The sequence below is a fragment of the Candidatus Hydrogenedentota bacterium genome (genome assembly GCA_035450225.1).
GTDB lineage: Bacteria > Hydrogenedentota > Hydrogenedentia > Hydrogenedentales > SLHB01 > DSVR01.
The window spans coordinates 48,629-68,850 of record DAOTMJ010000025.1; the positions used below are offsets into that span (position 1 = coordinate 48,629).

13 protein-coding genes and 1 riboswitch are annotated in these 20,222 nt (G+C 58.5%); of the genes, 11 read left to right on the top strand and 2 right to left on the bottom strand.

All coding sequences use genetic code 11. From position 1 onward, the window contains the following. Positions 1–36: 36 nt before the first annotated feature. A riboswitch (ZMP/ZTP riboswitch) is annotated at positions 37–123 on the top strand. Between the two features lie 50 nt (positions 124–173). From P5540_13510 to P5540_13545, 8 genes are all read left to right on the top strand, one after another. Next, complete coding sequence (locus P5540_13510) at positions 174–1,292, top strand: IMP cyclohydrolase (protein ID HRT65832.1); 1,119 nt, start codon at positions 174–176, stop codon at positions 1,290–1,292. Positions 1,293–1,455: 163 nt separating this feature from the next. Continuing rightward, positions 1,456–2,883, top strand: coding sequence for a transglutaminase-like domain-containing protein (locus P5540_13515; protein ID HRT65833.1), 1,428 nt, complete (start codon positions 1,456–1,458; stop codon positions 2,881–2,883). Then, entirely contained in the window at positions 2,880–5,894 is a 3,015-nt protein-coding gene (locus P5540_13520; protein HRT65834.1) for a hypothetical protein, read from the top strand. The genes P5540_13515 and P5540_13520 overlap by 4 nt, the downstream gene beginning before the upstream one ends. A gap of 99 nt (positions 5,895–5,993) precedes the next feature. Next, positions 5,994–6,647 carry a DUF1318 domain-containing protein gene (locus P5540_13525; GenBank protein ID HRT65835.1) on the top strand — a complete coding sequence of 218 codons (654 nt, stop codon included), beginning with the start codon at positions 5,994–5,996 and terminating at the stop codon, positions 6,645–6,647. Positions 6,648–6,651: 4 nt separating this feature from the next. Next, on the top strand, positions 6,652–7,947 hold the full coding sequence (locus P5540_13530) for a PAS domain S-box protein (protein HRT65836.1): 1,296 nt from the start codon (positions 6,652–6,654) through the stop codon (positions 7,945–7,947). Between the two features lie 93 nt (positions 7,948–8,040). Beyond that, positions 8,041–8,178 (top strand): hypothetical protein, encoded by a 138-nt coding sequence (locus P5540_13535; GenBank protein HRT65837.1) that lies wholly within the window; start codon positions 8,041–8,043, stop codon positions 8,176–8,178. Between the two features lie 214 nt (positions 8,179–8,392). Then, positions 8,393–9,901 (top strand): glycine hydroxymethyltransferase, encoded by a 1,509-nt coding sequence (locus P5540_13540; protein ID HRT65838.1) that lies wholly within the window; start codon positions 8,393–8,395, stop codon positions 9,899–9,901. A 420-nt stretch (positions 9,902–10,321) separates the two neighbouring features. Then, a complete protein-coding gene (locus tag P5540_13545; GenBank protein HRT65839.1) occupies positions 10,322–11,704 on the top strand; it encodes a sigma-54 dependent transcriptional regulator in 1,383 nt (460 codons plus the stop codon). A 16-nt stretch (positions 11,705–11,720) separates the two neighbouring features. Here P5540_13545 and P5540_13550 read toward each other — a convergent pair whose 3' ends face one another. Further along, positions 11,721–13,835, bottom strand: a complete 2,115-nt coding sequence (locus P5540_13550) for a glycosyltransferase family 39 protein (protein ID HRT65840.1) — start codon at positions 13,833–13,835, stop codon at positions 11,721–11,723. Positions 13,836–14,096: 261 nt separating this feature from the next. Between P5540_13550 and P5540_13555 the strand changes: the two genes are divergently transcribed. From P5540_13555 to P5540_13565, 3 genes are all read left to right on the top strand, one after another. Beyond that, positions 14,097–15,512 (top strand): radical SAM protein, encoded by a 1,416-nt coding sequence (locus P5540_13555; protein ID HRT65841.1) that lies wholly within the window; start codon positions 14,097–14,099, stop codon positions 15,510–15,512. 41 nt (positions 15,513–15,553) lie between these two features. Further along, the gene (locus tag P5540_13560) at positions 15,554–17,110 is read left to right on the top strand and encodes a radical SAM protein (GenBank protein ID HRT65842.1); all 1,557 of its coding nucleotides are present in this window, start codon (positions 15,554–15,556) and stop codon (positions 17,108–17,110) included. 121 nt (positions 17,111–17,231) lie between these two features. Beyond that, positions 17,232–18,656, top strand: coding sequence for a radical SAM protein (locus P5540_13565; protein HRT65843.1), 1,425 nt, complete (start codon positions 17,232–17,234; stop codon positions 18,654–18,656). Between the two features lie 17 nt (positions 18,657–18,673). Here the strand turns inward: P5540_13565 and P5540_13570 are convergent, their stop codons facing one another. After that, complete coding sequence (locus P5540_13570) at positions 18,674–20,080, bottom strand: radical SAM protein (protein HRT65844.1); 1,407 nt, start codon at positions 20,078–20,080, stop codon at positions 18,674–18,676. Between the last annotated feature and the right edge of the window lie 142 nt (positions 20,081–20,222).

A 20,222-nucleotide genomic window follows, 5' to 3' on the forward strand; every position in this document is an offset into this window, starting at 1 on the left:
TGACTTTGTCCTTACCGGATGCGAGAATAGCCGAAACGCCGGGGCCGCGACTGGCGAGATTGCGTGGAATAGACCACGGGGAAGCGGCGCCGGATGGATAAGCCGTTCGCCTGGGCGCTGGGGCAAACGCTTGGGCGCGTTTGTTTTCAGGCACATCGAGGAGATCGTTCATCATGGTGGAAAAAGACCTGAAACAGATGTACCGTTCGCGGACGGAAGGGAATTTCCCGGAAACGGTTGAAATCCTGGGGCGTCCCTACGTCAAGATCGAAAACCTGCGGTACGGAACGAATCCGCATCAACCCGCGGCGTTCTATCGCCCCGCGGACGGCCGCCCTGTCGTGTTGGGCGCCTACAAGATGCTGAAATCGGGCAAGAGCGGCCTTTCGCAAACCAACATCGAGGACATGCACCACGCCGTGGGCATGCTCAAATACATGCAGCGGCCCGCCTGTGCGGTCATGAAGCACTGCAACCCGTCCGGCGTCGCCATTCAACAGGAGGGAATGCCGCTCTCCGAAGTCTATCGGCGCGCCCGTGATGCGGACGCTCAGGCCGCTTTCGGCGGCGTGGTGGTGTTCAACACGACAGTGGATGCCGAGACCGCCGGGGAGATCATGCAGAGCGTCATGGAAGGCGTGGCGGCCCCGAAATTCGATCCGGAAGCGATCGATATTCTAAATGACGCGGATCGTTTCAAGAAGAATCGCGAGATTCGCGTGGTCGAACTGCCCGATTTTTCAGCCTTGCCGAAGTTTATTGACGAAGGGACGGACGTGCTCGAAATCAAGGTGTTTGATGACGGCAGCGTGGTCCTGGCGACGCCGTATTTGTCCCGCGTGAGAAGCGTGGCCGACCTTGTGCCGGCCTACAACGAACACAAGACGAAAGGCCGGATAGAAATTGCGCGAAAGCCCACCGCGCGGGAACTCGACGATCTGTTGTTTGCATGGTATGTCAACATTCACGTACGCTCGAACGGCTGCGTCATCGCCAAAAACGGACAAACGCTGTGCGTGGGCACGGGCGAACAGGATCGCGTCGGCGCGGTGCGAAAGGCGCTATCGAAGGCCGCGGAGAAATACAAGGGCTGTGAAACCATGGACGGCGCCGTGATGTCGTCGGACGGCTTTTTCCCGTTCCGCGACGCGGTGGACGCGGCGCTGGGCGCGGGCGTCACGGCGATTGTGCAGCCGGGCGGCAGCGTCAACGACTACGAGGCCATCGAAGCGTGCAACGAGGCCGGCGCCACGATGATGTTCTCGATGGAACGTTGCTTCTCGCACCACTGAGAATAAGGCGGTAGGCTGGAACTACATCAAGGATGAAAGATAAAGGATGAAGGATGAAAGGCCCGTCCATTCCGTTGCAGGTTCTTTGTTTTGCCAAGAACGTCGAATTCCCACCGCCATCCGCCATCAGCCGTCAGCCTATGGCCTAACGCGAGTCGTATTGATGGTTTCACTATCGTTGTTTCCCCGGTTGCTCGTCGCGCAGGACCTTGATGTCCGGTCGCTGGTGGGCGAGGACTGGTATGGGCTGTATCTCAACGGCCAGAAGGCGGGCTATTCGATAAACAGCGTGTCGGTGGACGAGAATGAACAGGCCGCGGTTTCCGAGGACGCCCATTTCCGCGTCAAGATGTCCGGCCAACATCAGGATATGCGCATCTGCATGCGGCGTCTCTATGCAAAGGACGGGTCGCTTATCCGCATTGACCAGCGGATTGACGATCCCGGAGGCGCAAAGCAATTCGAGGCATGGGTGGACAACGGCGTATTCCGGTTGAAGAGCACCGTGGGCGGACTCGTCAAGGAATCCGAACTCCCCAAGCCGCGGGAATCACTGAAGGATGCGTTGAAGCAGGTCGAATTGACCGGCCCGAATGCCAAGATCGGCGATTCGGTCTCGTTCAGCATGTTCGAGCCGATGTACGAACGCGAGATAGACGGTACGAGCCGAATCGAGTCCATCGAGGAACGGATGTTCGAGGGCGCGCCGACCACAGTGTACCGAATCAAATCCGTCATGCCGGATCTCGGCATCGAATCCGACACCTATGTCGCTGCGGACGGCCGGACGCTCGAGGATCGCATCGGGGGCATCATTACGATGCGGCTCGAACCCAGGGAAATGGCCCAGGACATTGATTACAGCAACGACGTGATAGTGTCGAACGCGGCGCAGGCCGACCGGCGCGTCGAAAATCCCCGGACGCGCGATTCGCTGCGGCTGCGCATCATGGGGCCGCTGGCGGAGAACCACCTTTTCAATGACGGCCGGCAGCGGATGGCGATGAAAGAGGGCTTTGTGGCGTTCGAGTCGAAGCGGAGCGATCCATCCTCTTTTCGCGGCACTCCGCGACCGGTGGGCGAGGCGTCCGTGCAGGAATGGCTGAAGCCCACGCTGCTGGTGCAAAGCGGCGATCCCCGGTTGATTGCGAAGGCGCATGAGATAATCGGCGATGAACGGGACGCCTTTGTCGCGGGCGAGGCCTTGTGCCATTGGGTTTACAAGTATGTAAAGACGACCTACTCCGCCCGGTTGAGCAACGCGCTGGAGGTGCTCGACGATCCGCAGGGCGATTGCACCGAGCACAGCATTCTGTTCGTCGGGCTGGCGCGGGCCGCCGGCATTCCCGCGCGGGAAGTCGCGGGCCTGATCTATGTCAACGAGGGGGAACCGGCTTTTTACTTCCATCAATGGGCGATGATCTGGGCGGGCCAATGGGTGGATGTGGACCCGACCTTTGATCAGCCGGTAGCCGATGTCACGCATGTCAAACTTGCCGAGGGCGATTTGTACCAGCAAGCCAAATTGATCCCGGTCATTGGACGGCTGAAAATTGCCGTCGAACCCGAAGAGGAGAACGATACGCCATGAGTCAGCCTGCCGCCGAACCCGCTGTTGCGCGCAAGCCGCGCCGCTGGTTGAAATGGATTGTACGAAGCCTGTTGGCCGTTGTGGGAACCGTTGCGGCCATTCTGATTGTTGCCGGTTTGTTGCTGGCGTCCGGCTGGCCCCAGCGGCGGTTGCTGGAAAACGAACTGGGCAAGGCGCTGAAGGCCGACGTCAAGGCCGGCGGCCTGTCCATCTGGAATCCGTTGCGCATCGCCGATTTGAAGGCGTTCGACAAGACGCCCGGCGGCGATTCGCAGACGCCGATGATCGCGCTCGAAAAGTTTTCGCTGGCCTACACCCTGTTTCCGGAAGACGGACGTTATTTCCCGTCGCTGTCCGTAGACCGTCTTTCGATCAATATCGATCGTTCGCGCGAAGCCTTTACCGCCCCCGAGGCTCCCGCCGCGCCCGCCGCCAAGCCCGGGCCAAAACCGTCGAAGTCGAAACGGGGGCGGGGGAAGATTGACACGTCCAAATTGCTGCCCAAGACCGTCAACCTGGCGCGGCTCGACGTGGGGTATTCGCTGCCCTATATGGGCGTGTCGCTGGGCGGTTTCGGCATAAAGGGCGACATCGAGTCGAGGCGCAACTATTCGGTGCAGATTCAAGGCAGCCAAATGAACGGATTCTTCTGGGCGGGCGGCCGCGCCGCGCAACGCGACTTTACGGATGCCGCCATCGATCTCCGTTATGAAAACAAGGACAAGGGAACGCGCATCGAACCACTCAAGATCGTGTTGCCGGGGCTGATCGAAATCGAGGGCGGCGCATCGGTCGGCAAGTCCGGGGACAAGACGATGGTGGACATCCATTTCGAGAAAGGACTCGCGCAGAACATAGACATGTCGCAGTCCGCCTCGGGAAAAATACCCTTCCCGTTCCGCTTCAAGAAAGTGGACATGTCCGGCACGGCCATTCGCGGCTTCGGCGCGGCCAAGGGCCTGAATGTAAAAGTTTCGTTCGACGGGACGAACATCAGCGTCGCCGGCGAGGACTTGGCGATTGGCCCCAAGGACCATGAGTATTACGAGGGCAATCTGTCGTTGCAAGGCAAGGGCGGCGGCGGCGAACAACTCAAACTCGATCTCGAAGCCACGCTGAACCGCGGGCAAAAAATCGCCGCCTCGATGAACGGAACCGAAGTGGCCGACATGAAGGCCCGTGTGGAAATCAAGGATTGGTCGCGAGACGATCTGGTTGCGGCGCTTCCAAAGGATGCGCGGGCGGCGATGGACTCCTTGCCGGGTTTCCACGGGTTGAGCGGCGCCGTGGATCTTCAATTTGAAAAAAATCTGACCTATACGCTCAACGCGCGCGTGGCGCCCCGGTGGATCGGCCCCAACGGCGAACCCGCTGATGTTTCGTTTACGTTCAACAGCACCGCTCCGCTGTTGCGACTGGCTTTCGACAAGGGCATGGACGGAACCCTTTCCGCCCAAATCGGCGATCAATCCGTCGCCGCCACGGTAAGGGCTGGGATGGGGCGCGGCACAACGCCGTTCCGTGTCGAATACAAGGCCTCCCTCGATCAACTGGATCCCCGCGCCGTGGCCGCGACGTTGGCCGGAAGCGACGTGCTTGCGGCGCTGGATGCGCGGCTGAACGGAACGGCCGAACTGACGGCGATACCCTCTTCGCAGACGTACAAGGCGGCAATGGACCTTTCCGCGGCGCCGTTCCGATATGGCGCCCTGCGCGCGCCGGAGGGCCAGGCGCTTTCAATCAAGGGCGTGATCAACGCGAACAACACGCCCTACTGGAATGTGGACGGTCCCTCGCTGGAAGTGCGTTTGGGCGAAAACGCCTCGCTGGTCTTGAAAGACTATTCGGCCGATTTCAGTACTTTCGAGGTCGGCGCGGACGTGGCCGGGGAGTTCGATCTGGCCCTCCTGCCGTCGCTGGGGTTGAGCGGACGCGTGAAACTGACCGCGCCTGTCGAAAACAAGAACGGTGTCACGACGGCCACTCTCGATGTGAAGGTGGAAGGGTTCGGATACGCCGGATCGGCCTTGCCGACCACGGCGACCCTTGCGGGCGCCATTCAGTTCGACAACATCAAATCCAAAGGAACCGCCGAGAATCTCCAGGCATCGCTCGGCGCGGGTACGATCCTGTCCTGTCCAAAGGCCGAATTCACCTCCAGCCCGTGGGGATTCACCGCGCCCTGGACGTTCCAAACGGACTTCCAAAGCCTTGTGGCCATGGGGCTGCTCGACGAGGCCAAGGGAACGGCGGCGGCGGCCTGCACGGCCGCATGCGCCGAGGGGCGCTGCACGAACAAAATCGAATTCACGACCGATGCCGAAACGCTTTCCTTCGGTGGCGGCACGGTTGCGATTCAGGGGCTAACCCTGAAAACCGCCGGCGAATGGTCCTGTACGGATGGTCTGGCCGCCACCGGCGACGTGCAGGCCGCGCAGCTGGCGATTGCCGGCGTTGCGGCGGGCGACGTCAAGGGACCGGTTGCAATCGAAGGCGATACAATCAAGTTCAATGGGCTTCAGGGTACAATGTTCGGTGGCGGCGTTGCCGCGGATATCGCATTCGCCGTCTTGCGGGAAGGCCGGCCGCTGACGGTCAAGGCCCAATTCACCGGCGCGGATCTCGGCCTTTTGTCCAAGACCCTGCCGGTATTGAATCTGAGCGGAAAAGGCAGCGGCAGTCTGACGGTTGAATCTGACGCCTCCGGCCTCAAAGACTGCCGGATTGACGCCGTTTCCGACGGGCCGGTTTCGGTGAGCACAAGCGCCCTCAAGGCCTTGCTGGCCTCGCAATTCGCCAAAATGGCCGGCAACAAGCCCGTGGATCGCATCGTGGGCGAACTCCTCGGCAAGGAAGGCGAACGGCCCTTCGACGGCGCAAAACTCACGCTGGCGTACACGCCCGACGGTTTCGTGGGACAAATAACGCTTTCCAGCGATAAAATGGACTTGACCATTGATCTCAACATCGAACCGGGCGCCATCGCCGACGGAATCAAATTGCTGCAATAGGAATACACACTTGAAACAACGGCCGGGCGAATAATTTTGGAGCATGAATCGTCTATGCCAACGAGGGGCCGCCTGCGGCCCGGCAAGGAGGTATTGGAAATGAAACGGATGGTCGTCGTTGTCGTTCTGGCCGTCTTTGCGGCCGCGATGGGTTGCGTTCGCATTCCGAACAAATTCGAGGCGCATATCACGGTGGATATCCGACAGGAAATCCAGCAGCGCGCCGCGTCTTCGCTGGATTTTATCGAAGGGAAAACCGACACCGTGCCTGTGCCGGAGCCGAAGAAGACGTCGTGGCGAGATCCCGTGCGTTCGTTTCTCCTTCCGGCGGCCTGCGCGGCGGCCGCTGATACGAAAGCGGCGGTTCTGTCCTCGTTGCGCGAGCGTAGCGGCCAAGTTGCCGATCTCAAGGCCCGTCGGATTGCGGGCGAAAACAACCGCGGCTACCTGGAATTCCGGGACGATCCGTCGCTCGATGCCCGGCAGCGGGACGAGGCCCGGCAAATCGTCGCGGCGGAAAACAAGGACCGCAAACTTCTGTACGAGGAGGATGCGCGCGCCGAAAAAGACCGCAATGCGACGGTTTCCATGATTGAGCGGGGTTATGCGGTGGAGCGGCTCAAGCGCGCCAAGGCGGGCGAATGGGTCCAACTGCCACCCAAGGGAGAAGACTTCGATGCGTTCAAAGCCTCGCCGGCGGGCCAGCGGCTCGGCGCGGATTGCGTGCCGGAGGCATGGGTTGTTCTGAAGTAATCGCATGAAAAACATCCTGATTGAGAGGGGGCTGTTGAAACGCGGCGGCCGTCCAATCGCAAGCGACAGCGACGTTCGCTTGGCGCTGGGGCTTCGTCTCGAAAAAATCGGCCTTGTTTTCCGGTATGTGGCGTACGTCGTTTTGGCGGGGATTTTTCTCACCGGATTCGCCGTCGGTTCCTACACGGATTTGGCCGTCATCACCGTTGTGGTGCTGCTGCATGCCGCTTTTGTGCACACGGTGTTGTTGACGCATCGCTACGAATGGTTCGCTTCCCCGTTCAATTTCGCCATCCATGTCGCCGAAATTTCATGCGTCGTTTTTTTTACCGGCGCCGAGGAGAGCGAGTTTTTTACGCTTTACCTGCTGTTTCTGGTTGGATACACAGTGTATCGCCGCAGTTTCGGAGGCATGTTGCTCGCGTCCGCCGTTACCTGTGGCGCGTACCTTTTGGTCATCGCCATCGAATGGGCGTTGGCCGGGCTGGCATTGCCGCCCGGCGTGATCTTCGTCAAGGTGGCCAGCATCCCCGTCTGCGGCTGGATTGTCGCGACCACCAACACGCTCCTTCAACACACGGAAGAGGCGCTGGAGGCGCGGGCGGATGCGCTGGCGTCCTCCGAAACGATGCTCCGCACCATCATTGACCATGCCGCCGAACCCATTCTCGTGTACGACGAAAACGAACTCATCACCGAAGCCAACAACCGCGCCTGCGAGTTTTTCGGCATCTTTCGCGAAAATTTGCTGGGCAAGCCGTTTCGAAGCCTGCTGTTCGACGACGGAACGTTGTCGGAACAACTGGCCGCCCTGTATGAACGGAACGAATACCACGGCGAACAGATTTTTCTCAACGCCGACGGCATCGAACGGACCGTGGATTTGCATGTCCGCTCATTCATCCGCAACGCGCGCAAGTTTTTCGTGGCCATCGCGCGCGACATCACCGAGCAGAAAGAACTGCAGGAAGCCACGCAACTCGCCAACGCCCGTCTCGGCCATCTGAACCGGGAACTTCGCCAGGTCAATGAACTCAAAACGGGCCTGCTGACCAGCGTCTCGCAACGCTTGCGATCGCCCCTCACCGCCCTGCTCGGATACCTCGATCTCCTGCTCGATGACGAACTCGGCGCCACCACGCCCGAACAACGCCGGGCTTTGCTCGGCGGCCGGCGAAGCGTCATGCGAATCTTTGGATTGCTGGACGAGGCCTTCGACAGCAAATCCCTGCGCACGGACGCGGCTCTGGCCCCCGAAGCGCCGCCGCGTCCCGTTGCCCCGCCATCCGCCCAGCGATAAACAGCCCATCCACGGCCCTTTCGCCCGCTTTGCAAGGCATGTCGTCAAACCGATACTATTTGCTTGTTGGGCAACGGCGCGGCTCGCGCTATCATGGATCCCCGCGCATTTGGGCGACTGGCCGAGAGTCCCAAAGTCTCGCTGGCCGACATCAAGGCGCTGAACGGCTGGCGCGAGGTGATACCGGAATACGTGAAGGACTATGTTTCATTGAACGTTGTTGCCGTATGAGAGCACCGATGAACGAGGAAACCACAAGAAAAACCTAAAGCGGCTCAGCCACAATGCCTCAATCAGGCGTATAATTTCTTTCTCCGCAATTTCTGTGCTTTACACACAGATGTTGCGGACCAAGAAACCAACAATCGCTTACAGCGGACGTGGACAAGCCGCGCCGCTAAGGCATGATGATCGCTTTATGATAAAGAGAGGAAACCTTGTGCCCATGAATCCATGTCAGGCCTATTTGAAAAAGACCCCGCCGGAAGCACTGGACGAGGGATTTCTGGCCTATATCGCCAACCTGTCCGAGACGGCCAAGCAGGCGCCGGCTGTGGCGAAGGCCATCGTCCAGGAACTGGCCGATCAGCGCCGGTATCTCAAGTTGATCGCCAGCGAGAATTATTGTTCGCTCTCGACCCAGTTGGCGATGGGCAATCTGCTGACGGACAAATACGCGGAGGGCGTTCCCGGCACGCGGTTTTACGAGGGCTGCGACAATGTGGACGCGGTCGAGGCGTATGCCTGCGATCAGGCGCGCAAACTGTTTCAATGCGACCACGCCTACGTCCAGCCCCACAGCGGCGCGGACGCGAACCTGATTGCCTATTGGGCGGTTTTGCAGGCGCGCGTGGAAACGCCGGAACTCACGAAACTGGGGTTGACGGATCCCGCGAAGGCGACGCGGGAACAATGGGAAGCCGTGCGTGACGCCCTTGGCCATCAACGTCTGCTCGGCATGGATTACTATTCCGGCGGCCACCTCACGCACGGGTACCGGCGCAATGTGTCGGCCAAAATGTTCGATGCGTACAGTTACGGCGTGAACCGCGAGACGAATCTGATTGATTACGATGAAATCGAGCGCATGGCGCGCGAAATCAAGCCGCTTATCCTGCTTGCGGGGTTCAGCGCCTATCCACGGAAAATCAATTTCCGCCGCATGCGCGCCATTGCGGACGCCGTGGGCGCGGTGTTCATGGTGGACATGGCCCACTTTGCGGGGCTTGTCGCGGGAGGCGTGTTCGAGGGCGATTTCAATCCGATGCCCCACGCCCACATAGTTACCTCGACCACGCACAAGACCCTGCGCGGTCCCCGGGGCGGGATTGTGCTGTGCACAGCCGAATTTGCCGAATATGTGGACAAGGGCTGTCCGCTGGTCATCGGAGGCCCGCTCGGCCATATCATGGCCGCCAAGGCCGTCGCGCTCACCGAGGCCAATACACCGTCGTTCAAAGCCTATGCGAAACGGATAGTCGAAAACGCGCGCGCGCTTGCCGAGGCGTGCATCGCGGAGGGGCTGGTCCTCTCGACCGGCGGCACGGACAACCATCTTATGTTGATTGACATGCGTCCCCTCGGACTGACCGGCAAACAGGGCGCGGCCGTGCTTCGCGCCTGCGGCATCACGCTCAACTCGAATTCGCTGCCCTACGATCCCCATGGGCCGCTGATCACCAGCGGATTGCGCATCGGCACACCCGCCGTGACGACCCTCGGCATGGGAACGTCCGAAATGCGTGAGATTGCCCGGATCATCCGGTTCGCGCTGTCGCAGACGAAACCCGGCGTCGTCGAATCCGGGCCCAATGCCGGTAAGCCCAGCAAAATCAAATATGAAATAGACGATGCCGCGCTTGCCGAGGCCCGTGCCGCTACCGAAACACTCTTGAAACGTTTCCCGGTTTATCCCCAACTCGATCTGGCCTTTCTTCAGGAACATTTCGCTTGAAGTCCCATTACTTGAGAGTACCGTGTTCTCGGAGTCGTGAAGGGCTCGGAATGTAACGCCGATTTCCAAATCGGCTTGCTGAAACACGACATGCCGATTTGGAAATCGGCGCTACCAAGCGGCCATTTTCAATTTCAAAACAAGATCTCGTTGCCTGATCCGACATGAAATGGCCCGGAAACGCCAATCTTCGTGGAAATTTTCATCTTTTTGTCTCAAGAACTCGGTACTCTCAAGTCCCATTAGAGAAAAACATAAAGGACTTGAGCGATGAAAAGGACTTTTCAGACAACAAGAAGAGTGTCTTGTATCATGGGTTTAGTGAGGTGGATGTGGTAATTCTTGGGGCCATCCTCGAATCCATTGATCGGATCGCTTCGTTTTGATACGATAGAACAATGGCCGGAAAGGGATGTTTCAATGCGAAACGATCAAATGGATAAAGCCGGAATACTGGTGGCTTGTGCGGATATTGCCTATGGTGATACGTTGGCGCGCTTTCTCGAATCGGCGGGATATGTGACGGAACGATGCCATGATTCGAAGGGATTGTTCAGAATTCTGACGCGCAAACCGTTTGATGTGGTGGTGCTGGATCTTGATTTGGGCAACGATACGGATGTCGAGGTCGTCTCCTTTACGCAACGCCGCCAGCCGGGTACGGCGATCATTCTGTTGTTTCCCTTGGACCGTATTGATAGGGCCATTGACGGTATTCGTGCGGGGGCTTATTTTTATTTGCCAAAGACCTGTCTGGCATCGGATGTGGCGTTGGTTGTTGGAAAGGCGTTGCGGAAAAAGGCATCGGATGCGAGCCTGAGTCATTTCGAGCAGAGTTTTCTCGAGGAGACAATGGGATCGTCCGCGGCGATGCGCCGGGTGCTCGAACTTGTGCGAAAGGTTGCGCCGACGGACAGCACGGTGCTGTTGCTGGGCGAAAGCGGCGTGGGGAAGGAGGTGCTGGCGCACGCGATCCACAAGTTGAGCGCGCGGCGGGATCGCCCGTTTGTGGCGGTGAACTGCGCGGCGCTTCCCGAAACCCTGCTGGAGAGCGAACTTTTTGGACATCTCAAAGGGGCGTTTACGGGCGCGGACGCCAACAAGCGGGGCTTGTTCGAGGAAGCGGACGGGGGCACCATTTTTCTTGACGAGATTGGGGACATGGCCCCGCTGACGCAGGCGAAACTGCTGCGCGTGTTGCAGAACGGCGAGGTGCGGCCCGTTGGGGCCGTTGCGGCCCAATGCGTGGATGTGCGTGTGCTGGCGGCGACGAACCGCGATTTGGTCGAGGCGGTTCGTTCGTTCAAATTCCGCGAGGATTTGTATTTCCGGTTGAACGTGATACAGATCCGCATTCCCCCGCTTCGCGAGCGCCTCGACGCGTTGCCCGCGCTGGTGGGGCATTTTCTGGCCCGGTGCAATGCAAAGTTCGGCAAGCGTGTACGTGGTTTTGACGAGGCCTCGCAGATTCTGCTTCGGAACTATGCGTTTCCGGGCAATATCCGCGAATTGGAGAGCATCGTCGCCCATGCGGTCATCATGGCCGACGGCGACCTGATCACGGTCGGCGATCTGCCCGACGATGTGCGGCAGGGCGTGCGGCCGCGTTTTGCCTTGCCAAACTACACCGCCGACCATATCCAATCGCTCGAGAGTGTGGAGGCGGATTCGATTCGCGCGACGCTCGAACGGCTTGACTGGAACCAGACGGCCGCCGCAAAAAAACTGGGGATATCGCGTTCGACGCTTTGGCGTAAGATGCGCCAATACGATATCGCGCCGCCGGATGATGGGTCCGAATAACCTTGCCCGCGTCCGTTCATCGGGATGCAGACAGCGGCGGAACCGCTTTCATCGTTCCGGCGCGAACATAACACACGTACGGCATGAACACATGGAAGCGATCCAGTTCCCCGATGCGCGCCCGTGCCTGGGCCGGATCCTTTTCCCAATATAGCGCGGCGAAAAGCGGTCCATACAGGCGGACGTACCCGATCCAGTCCAACGCGAGGGCCTGGTTGAATTCGGCTTGCGCGGCTTTCTCCTCGCCGCTTTCGCCAAGGATTACCGTGCGCACGAAGCGCGAAAAGGCCAATTGTTCATCGAGCGCGATGGCGCGGTCGGCGGCGCGCCGGGCTGTTTCCAGATGACCCTCCGCGGCCAAATGCAGCGCAAGCATCGAGTAATAGAAGGTTGTCGGCACGAATTCGACATCCCACGCTTCGCGCAAGGCCCGTTCCGCGACGGGATCGTGCGTATCGTATCCCAAGTCCCGGAGGATGTGCGCGTAATCCGTTACCGCCACGATTTCGACGGGCGCGGCCCTTGGCGTCGTTCCGCCTTCCGGCGCGGAAGCGATCCGATACAGGTAGAGGCCGTTCATGCCGGGAAAGAGGCGGCGCGACCATGAAAGACCGTGCGCGGCGAGATTTTGTTCGAATTGTTCAAGCGGGGGCAGCGTGAACACAAACGGTTCGATGACTACCCAAACGGCGTGGCCGTTTGCGGCCAGGAGTCGGGCCGCCTTATCGCTTGCGGCATCCAGCGAACAGGCTGGCAGGATTTCGAAGGGCAGGTTTCCCGCGTTGTAACGGAACGCTTCCCAACTGATGAAAGTGCCCGCCACCAGCACGGTGTCATCCGGTCTTGCTTCCGCCGCAATGTGGCGCACCGCGGCGCCGTAATCGGTGCGTTGCGCCGCCGGCAAGGCCAGCGAAAGTTGATAGGCGTAGAAGAACATCAACAGGCCGATGGCGCTCTTTCGGAGTGTGCGCCATGGGAGGAAGGCGATTCCGCCCGCAACGGCGGCGTATACCGCCAGTGCGGAGTAACTGGTGAATCGGGGCAGGATAATCGGACGCCACGCGACGGTTACGAGGAGGTGTATCCACACGGGACAAAGCGCCACGGCGAGGATCAACGCCGCGCCGTGGGCCGCGCCGGGTGTCCGGAAGCGATCATGCCCGCCTTTCCACAGCGCATGGACCACCATCCCCGCGCAATAGGCGATGCAAAGGCCCGAAAAGGCGATCAGGGCCCAATCAATCCAGGCGTGCGCATCCACCACTACCTGTTGCGCCCGGCTCGACAGGAAGCCCCATGTCTGTCCCTGGAACACAAAGGGATCGTTGCTTATGACCGCGTCGTCGGCGAGCCAATCCGCCAGGAAGGATTTCAGCGACGGCAGCAGATAGGTGAAGTCCTCTTCGGGTTTTTGGACGTCGCGGAAGGCGCGCCACATCCAGGCGAAAATGGAGAGGCAAAGGAGAAACTGGAGGCCTGTCCATGCGACTGCCTCGCGGAAATGCGGCCGCAGCCGCCACAGGATGTACACCCCCTCGATGCCCACCAGAAAAACGGCAAACGGCTGTGTCCATACCATCATGAGATTGGCCGTCGAAACCAGCAGCCACCATCCCGGCCGCCGCGTACACACGGCGCGGTGCAGACCGAAGATCGAGACCAACGCCAGCAACTGCCAGAACGCCGTGACGTGGATGGATTGCGCATACCAGATCTGCGTCGGCGAAAGCGCGAAACACAGCACGGCCAATCCCGCCGCCGCCCGCCCGAAAAACGACCGCGTCAATACATACAACAGGGGGATTGACGCCATGTTGCACAACAGTGCAAGCAGCCGCAGGAAATAGGGGCCATCGACGCCGAAACACGCGCCGAGCCAGTTCCAGTAATAGAAAATGATGTAATAGAAGGGAAATCCGTCCCGGCCGCGAAATCGCAACAATTGGATATATGTGGCCATGCTTGGCGCGTCGAGATTGCCTGCCAATTGAAATTCGTCAATCCATGCCGACTGTTCGCCAAGCCGGTACATGCGAAGCGCGAGGGCCAGCGCCATGACCGCCCCCAGCGGCAGCAGTGCGCGGCACGCGCCGCGCAAATCCAAGCCGCCGATATTCGAATCCTCGCTCATCCGATTGCAATCCGATAGTTGTCTGCTCGAATCGAATATACAAGTCTTTGCGTTTCCCCGCAAACAATCAAACCTTCCTTGAAAAGCCGATCTCATCCGGCCGGGTCTCTTTCGGCCATTTTCAATGTTCGGTTTGACAAATCCTGTGGGCTTGACGTACGCTATGACTGGCTGTAGAAAACAGATCTTCCCTCGAAATGACAGGCAGGAATATCGGACTGAAGGCCTCCTTGGGGGGATATCAGACTTGAAGGAATTGTAATGGGACGAACTCGTCTTTTCCTGGCAAGTGTCGGATTGCGGACTTCGGAATTTCCGGTAATCACTCCCCCTTTGGGGATATTGTCCCTGTCGGCTTACCTTCGCAACCGCATGCCGCTGGACATGAAGTTGCTGGATCAGCGCCTTGACAACACGTCATCCGACGATATCGTCCGCTCGGCGGCCGAATTCAATGCGGACGTAATCGGTTTTGGCGTACTGACACCGTTTGCGCCTTTGCTGCCGGAACTGGCCTTGAAGGCGCGCAAAGCCTTGCCGAACGCGCTCATCGTCTTGGGCGGGCCCCACGTTACGGGTTTTGGCGCGGGCGTGATGGACGATGTTCCCCATGCCGACATGCTCATTACCGGCGAAGGCGAATTGGCCCTTGAACAGGTGTTGCAGGCTCGCGCCGAAGGAAACGATTATGGCCATATCCCGGGACTCGTGTGGCGCAACGCAGCCGGCGAGATTACCGTCAATCCGGGGCCAACGCCCATGCTGGATAATCTGGACACATTTCCGTTTCTTGCGTACGACTTGATTGATCTGCCCAAGTACTGGCGGCACGAGGCCATGGCTAATGTCCCGCCCCGCAAGTACATTGGTCTTTTTAGCAGCCGCGGGTGTCCCTATGGCTGCATCTACTGCCATCGTATCTTTGGCAAGCGGTTCCGTGCCCAGAGTGCCGAACGCGTCATCGCCGAAATCGAGCATTTGCAGAAGACGTACGGTGTCCATGAAATCGAGTTCTATGACGATATTTTCAATCAGGATCCACGCCGCATGATGGATTTTTGCGATATGGCGCTGCGCCAGAATCTGAAATTGCGAATCGCGTTCCCTAATGGGATTCGCGGAGACACGCTCACGCCGGACATGATTGACGCACTCGTGGACGCCGGCATGTATTACACGTGCTGTCCGCTTGAATCCGGATCCGCGAAAATCCAGAAATACATGGAGAAGCACTTGGACATTCCGCGTTTTCTCGCGGGCGTTGACAAACTCGTCCGTAGACGCGTGTTTACTTACGGTCTTGCCATGCTCGGATTTCCCACGGAAACGGAAGAGGATATCCAACAGACCATTGACACGATCTGCAATTCGTCCGTTCACTTGGCCTCGTTCTTTACCGTAACGCCCTATCCTAATACCGAACTGTATGACCGTGTCATGCAGACCCATCCCGAGAAACTCAGCGGATTTGTCTACAGGGGATTTCCCAGTAATCTGGTGAATCTTTCCGAAGTGCCCGACCACGTGTTGTACGCCTATCAGCGCAAGGCGTTGCGACGGTTCTTTTTCAATCCAATTCGCATGCTCCGGCTGGCCAGCGTCTATCCGAATCCGCTCTATCTGCCGAAGTATGTTCCCATGTTGGCGCGCCAGCTCGTCAAGGGGATCTTCGTGTGAAGAGTGTTATAATTTGACGATGTCTGTTCGCGGAGTATTACATGCGGGTTCTTTTCTACGATTTCGATGCCGGGTCCTTGGGAATCCAATCCCTGTTGGCTGTTTTGAAGTCTTCTGCGCACGAAGTTTACCTTTATCTGGACTGTTCTTGCCCCCGCCAATATCTGGTAAATAACCGTTTCCTAGAACGAATCTTCGCCTTGACGGAAAAACAAATCTGCGACGATTTGTTGTCGTATCGGGCCGAAGTCGTCTGTTTTTCGATCACTTCCCTTACCTTTGCCCGTATTCTGGGTCTGATTCGGCAGCTCAAGTCGCGCTGTCCCGGGCTTATTGTGATTTGCGGCGGCGTACATGCCACACTGCTTCCCGACGCGGTCGCGCAGCACGCCGACATTGATTTTGTCGTTACCGGCGAGGCCGAACATTCGTTCCCGGCCTTGCTGGACGCGCTGGACAATCTCGGCATTGAGAAAACCCGCATGCTGGAAGCGAGCAAACTTCCGGGCGTGTGGAATATGCTCGACGGGCAGGTCATCAACCGGGGTCTATCCCCGGTGCCTTGCGACCTGAATCGGCTTCCTCCGCTTCAGAAGGAACTGCATCATGCGATCAACCGTTCGCTGTCCGCCATGTATTCGACGGTATGCATGCGAGGGTGCTTTTACTCATGTACTTTCTGCAATGATGCCGCCATTCGCGATCTCTACGCACAACACGGCGCTTCCTATTATCGCGTACGGTCGGTGGACTGTGTGCTTGCAGAGCTGCGGCATGCCAAAGAACGATATTGTCCGAAACATATCGAGTTTCACGACGACGTTTTCGCCGCGGACAGGGAGTGGCTGGCTGAATTCAGTCGACGTTATCCCGTTGAAATAGGAATACCATTCAACGTGCAGACGCATCCGCTGTTGTTGGACGACGACAAGCTTGAAATGATTGCACGCAGCGGATGCGTTACTATCGAAATCGGCGTGCAAAGCGCCTGCGAGGATGTTCGACGGGACGTCTTACGACGTAACGAAACCACGGAACATGCCAAACGCCTTTTGATCAAGGCCAGAGCGCTGGGTATGCGCGTCGAAACGGATTTCATCGCCAATTTGCCCGGAGAGACTCCCGATCATCTCCGACAGATGCTGGAGTTCATCTACGAAACCAGGCCGAATCTGGTGAACCTGCATTTTCTGGCGTATCTTCCCAAGACGGAAATTACCCGAATCGCGCTGGAAACGGGCGCCTTGACGCCGGGTGATGTTCAATCCATCCTCGATGAAATGCGTCCATTCTTTCCGTCGAAAGTCTTGAGCAGCCGCTACCGCGTTTTGGCCATCGAACTGGTGATGGCGTGCGCGTTTTCCGCGCCAGTGGCCCGAAAGATCAATAATGTACTCGATCGGTCTTTTATAGGCGCCCTGATGGCCCCTCTAGCGCCCTTCGTGGTGGTGTTGGCGCGCATCATGGCTGGTCTTTTCGACCGGCGCGCCTATTTGTACCGGTTCCAGTTTACATTCGGAATCCGGAATATGGGTCGCGTACTGTTGCGCAAAACACTGGGGCTGGGCATTGTCCGGCCTCGTCTTGGCAAACCATGACGGCGTGTTTTTTGCCGGAACGCCTTCCGCCGTTATCGGGCGTCTTTGAATGGGCTTCCGGAAGGTGGGATAATGCAGACGCTTGCGCACTTGCATGCGGCACGCAAGGGATTTGATGCATATGAAGCAATTACGCGTATTCTTGACCTGCTTGGGTCGCAATTCCATTTACTTTCCAGGGACCACGCCTCCGCTTGGAATCCTTTACTTGGCCGCCTACCTTAGGAAATGTTTCGATGTGGAGATCCGCCTTTTGGATCAAAGGGCGGAAAACTGCTCGCTGCAGGAAGTGGCGCGGCGCGCCATCGAATTTGAGGCCGATGTCGTGGGCATCGGCACGTTCACTCTCTATGCGGACACGCTTCCCAGCCTTACCACCGCCATTCGGCAGGGACTTCCCAATTCGCTAATTGTGCTGGGCGGTCCGCACGTGTCGTCGTTCGGCGCCACGGCCCTCGAAAACACGGCTGCCGACGCCGGTGTTCGCGGCGAGGGAGAGCGCCCCTTCGAAGCGATTGTGTCGGCCTGGTTGGCCGGTTCGGATTTTTCGCACATTCCGGGTCTTTTCTGGCGGGACGCTTCCGGCGCCATTATAAGCAATCCCGGCTCCATGCCCGTCATCGAGGACTTGGACTCCCTTCCCTTTCCGGCGTACGATTTGCTCGACGTGTCGCAATATTGGAGAGACTTCTCCTTCGGAAACCTTCCGCCGCACCGCTATGTTTCGATGTTCAGCAGCCGCGGCTGTCCCCGGCTTTGCACTTACTGTCACAGCATTTTTGGGAAACGCTTTCGCGCGCATTCCGCCGAACGAATCGTGGAGGAACTAAAACACTATGTTCGGACGTACGGGATCACCGAGGTCGAGTTTTTGGACGACACCTTCAACCATGATGCCAAGCGCGCGATTCAGTTTGCCGACTTGATGCGCAAGGAAGGCGTCAAAATCAAGCTGGGAGCGCCCAACGGCCTGCAAAGCCATACGTTGACCGAAGAAGTACTGGATGCGCTGGTGGAAACCGGCCTGCACCAAGCGTCCTTTGCGCTGGAATCCGGTTCGCCCCGCATCCAGGAACTCATCAAAAAACACCTGAGCATCCCCAAGTTCATCTGGTGCGTCGAACAGGCCATCAAACGGCGCGTCCTTGCCAATGGCAACACCATCATGGGCTTCCCCACCGAAACCGAGGAAGACCTCAAGGCGACGGTGGACGTCGTTTGCCAATCGAAACTTCACACAGTGTCCTTTTTTACGGTCGTTCCATATCCCAATACGGAGTTGTACGAGCAACTCAAGGAACTGCAACCCGAGAAACTTGCAAAGGTTCGTTATTGGGAAAAAGACTTCAGCGTACAGCCGGTCAATTTTTCGGCGGTTCCCGACTCCGTGCTGTTTGCTATTCAACGCAAGGCGTGGCGCCGATTCTATCTCAATCCCCTTCGGCTTGCGAGAATTGCGCGGGATTACCCCGATCCGTGGTTTCTTGCGCGATTGCTGCCGATGTTCATGCGCCGGGTTGTCAAGGGAATCGGCGTGGAAGAGTAATACGGAATTTTCGCATTCTATGTCGTTTCCCCGCGTCCCGTAATCGGCTGGTTGACCATTCCCGCACGCAAGAGATAGCCCAGGAGCCGCAGGCTCTGGCCGGGGAATCGCATGACGGCCCGCAACTGGCGCAACATGACGGACGGCCGCAGGTAGAAACGCCGGTACAGGCGGCGTTCGCGGGCGACCGCTTCGTCCATGAAGCGCCGATCCCGGAACCGGCACTCGTAGGGAATCAGACTAAAAATCAGGTCGTCTTTTACGCGGTCGAAATACGGGGTGCCTGCGTATGGCGTGACGACGTTTACGCCAATCAGATCGATAGGCGACCGCAGGAGTTCGCGCAGCGTCTGCTGAAAATCGGCCTCGGTCTCGACGGGAGCGCCCACCATGAAGGTGCCGGCGCACTCGATACCGGCGTCGCGAACCTGTTGAAGCCGCGCGTTGAACGTGGCGGGATCGCCGGTCTTGCCGAGAAATTCCAGCACCTTGGGCGAGTAGCTTTCGATGCCGACGGCGATACGCACGCAGCCGGCCTTCTTCATCCAGCCGAGCATGTCCGCATCGAGCGTGTCAATGCGCCCAAGGCACGACCATGTGACGCGCAGACCTTCGTCCAGGATTCCCTTGCAGATCGCGATGACCCGTTTGGAACTGAACGTGAAGGTGTCGTCGAGAAACCGGACGACGCGGATGCCTTGGGCGCACATCGCCTTCAATTCGGCCACCACCGTTTCCGGTTTTTTGGCGACCAGCCGCCGCCCATAGGTCGTCGTGCAGTAGGTACAGGTAAACGGACATCCGCGGGCGCTCAACAGGACGCCGCAGGGTCCGCCCAGCAGCCATTCCTCGTACCGGTTCATGTCGCACAGGGAAAAATCCGGAAAGGGCAGCGTGTCGAGGTCGAGCATGCGTTCCGGCGGATTTGCGAACACGGCGCCCTGTTCGTCCCGTGCCGCGAGACCCGGTATCGTCCTCAATGACATCCCGTTTTTGCGGGCGTCGAGATAGTCGGAAAAGACCTTTTCCGGCTCATTGCGCAAGATGGCGTCCACGCGCGACTTTTCAAGAATCTCTTCCGGAAATATCGTGGGGTAATGTCCGAATACCACGATCGCGATATTCGGAAACGCGGCCTTGATTCGGTCCATGCACGCCAAGTCCGCCGAGACGGTCTCGATGCCGATAAGCGCGGCCACCACATCCGGGTGATGGCAGGCAAGAAATGCGTGGACTTCCGCCTCGCCACATTCTTCCGCGATGGCATCCATGAAACAGATGTCTGCGTCGTTCCATTCGCGCGCGCAGGCGGCCAGCTGTAGCAACTCGTAGGGTGCCAACTTCATCATGGCCGAATGGTAGGTGCACATGTATCGGCGCACGATCGTCCGTTCAAACGGCAGGTTGATGAATGCGATTTTCATGGTATTTCCGGCCTGAAATCGCCGTGTGGGACAGGCTGTCCAGCCTGTCCTTTGAGTTTGTCCATTTTCAGATCAGTCGAATGATAAGGCGTTCGCCACGAAGTCCCGGAGGGACGTATTGAGCATAGCCCAGGACGCCAGT

What these genes read in the sequence shown, in the direction of transcription:
- P5540_13560 (HRT65842.1), top strand. Translation starts at nt 15,554, where the DNA reads ATGCGGGTTCTTTTCTACGATTTCGATGCCGGGTCCTTGGGAATCCAA.
- P5540_13555 (HRT65841.1), top strand. Translation starts at nt 14,097, where the DNA reads ATGGGACGAACTCGTCTTTTCCTGGCAAGTGTCGGATTGCGGACTTCG.
- P5540_13510 (HRT65832.1), top strand. Translation starts at nt 174, where the DNA reads ATGGTGGAAAAAGACCTGAAACAGATGTACCGTTCGCGGACGGAAGGG.
- P5540_13550 (HRT65840.1), bottom strand. Translation starts at nt 13,835, where the DNA reads ATGAGCGAGGATTCGAATATCGGCGGCTTGGATTTGCGCGGCGCGTGC.
- P5540_13525 (HRT65835.1), top strand. Translation starts at nt 5,994, where the DNA reads ATGAAACGGATGGTCGTCGTTGTCGTTCTGGCCGTCTTTGCGGCCGCG.
- P5540_13535 (HRT65837.1), top strand. Translation starts at nt 8,041, where the DNA reads ATGGATCCCCGCGCATTTGGGCGACTGGCCGAGAGTCCCAAAGTCTCG.
- P5540_13565 (HRT65843.1), top strand. Translation starts at nt 17,232, where the DNA reads ATGAAGCAATTACGCGTATTCTTGACCTGCTTGGGTCGCAATTCCATT.
- P5540_13540 (HRT65838.1), top strand. Translation starts at nt 8,393, where the DNA reads ATGAATCCATGTCAGGCCTATTTGAAAAAGACCCCGCCGGAAGCACTG.
- P5540_13515 (HRT65833.1), top strand. Translation starts at nt 1,456, where the DNA reads ATGGTTTCACTATCGTTGTTTCCCCGGTTGCTCGTCGCGCAGGACCTT.
- P5540_13570 (HRT65844.1), bottom strand. Translation starts at nt 20,080, where the DNA reads ATGAAAATCGCATTCATCAACCTGCCGTTTGAACGGACGATCGTGCGC.
- P5540_13530 (HRT65836.1), top strand. Translation starts at nt 6,652, where the DNA reads ATGAAAAACATCCTGATTGAGAGGGGGCTGTTGAAACGCGGCGGCCGT.
- P5540_13520 (HRT65834.1), top strand. Translation starts at nt 2,880, where the DNA reads ATGAGTCAGCCTGCCGCCGAACCCGCTGTTGCGCGCAAGCCGCGCCGC.
- P5540_13545 (HRT65839.1), top strand. Translation starts at nt 10,322, where the DNA reads ATGCGAAACGATCAAATGGATAAAGCCGGAATACTGGTGGCTTGTGCG.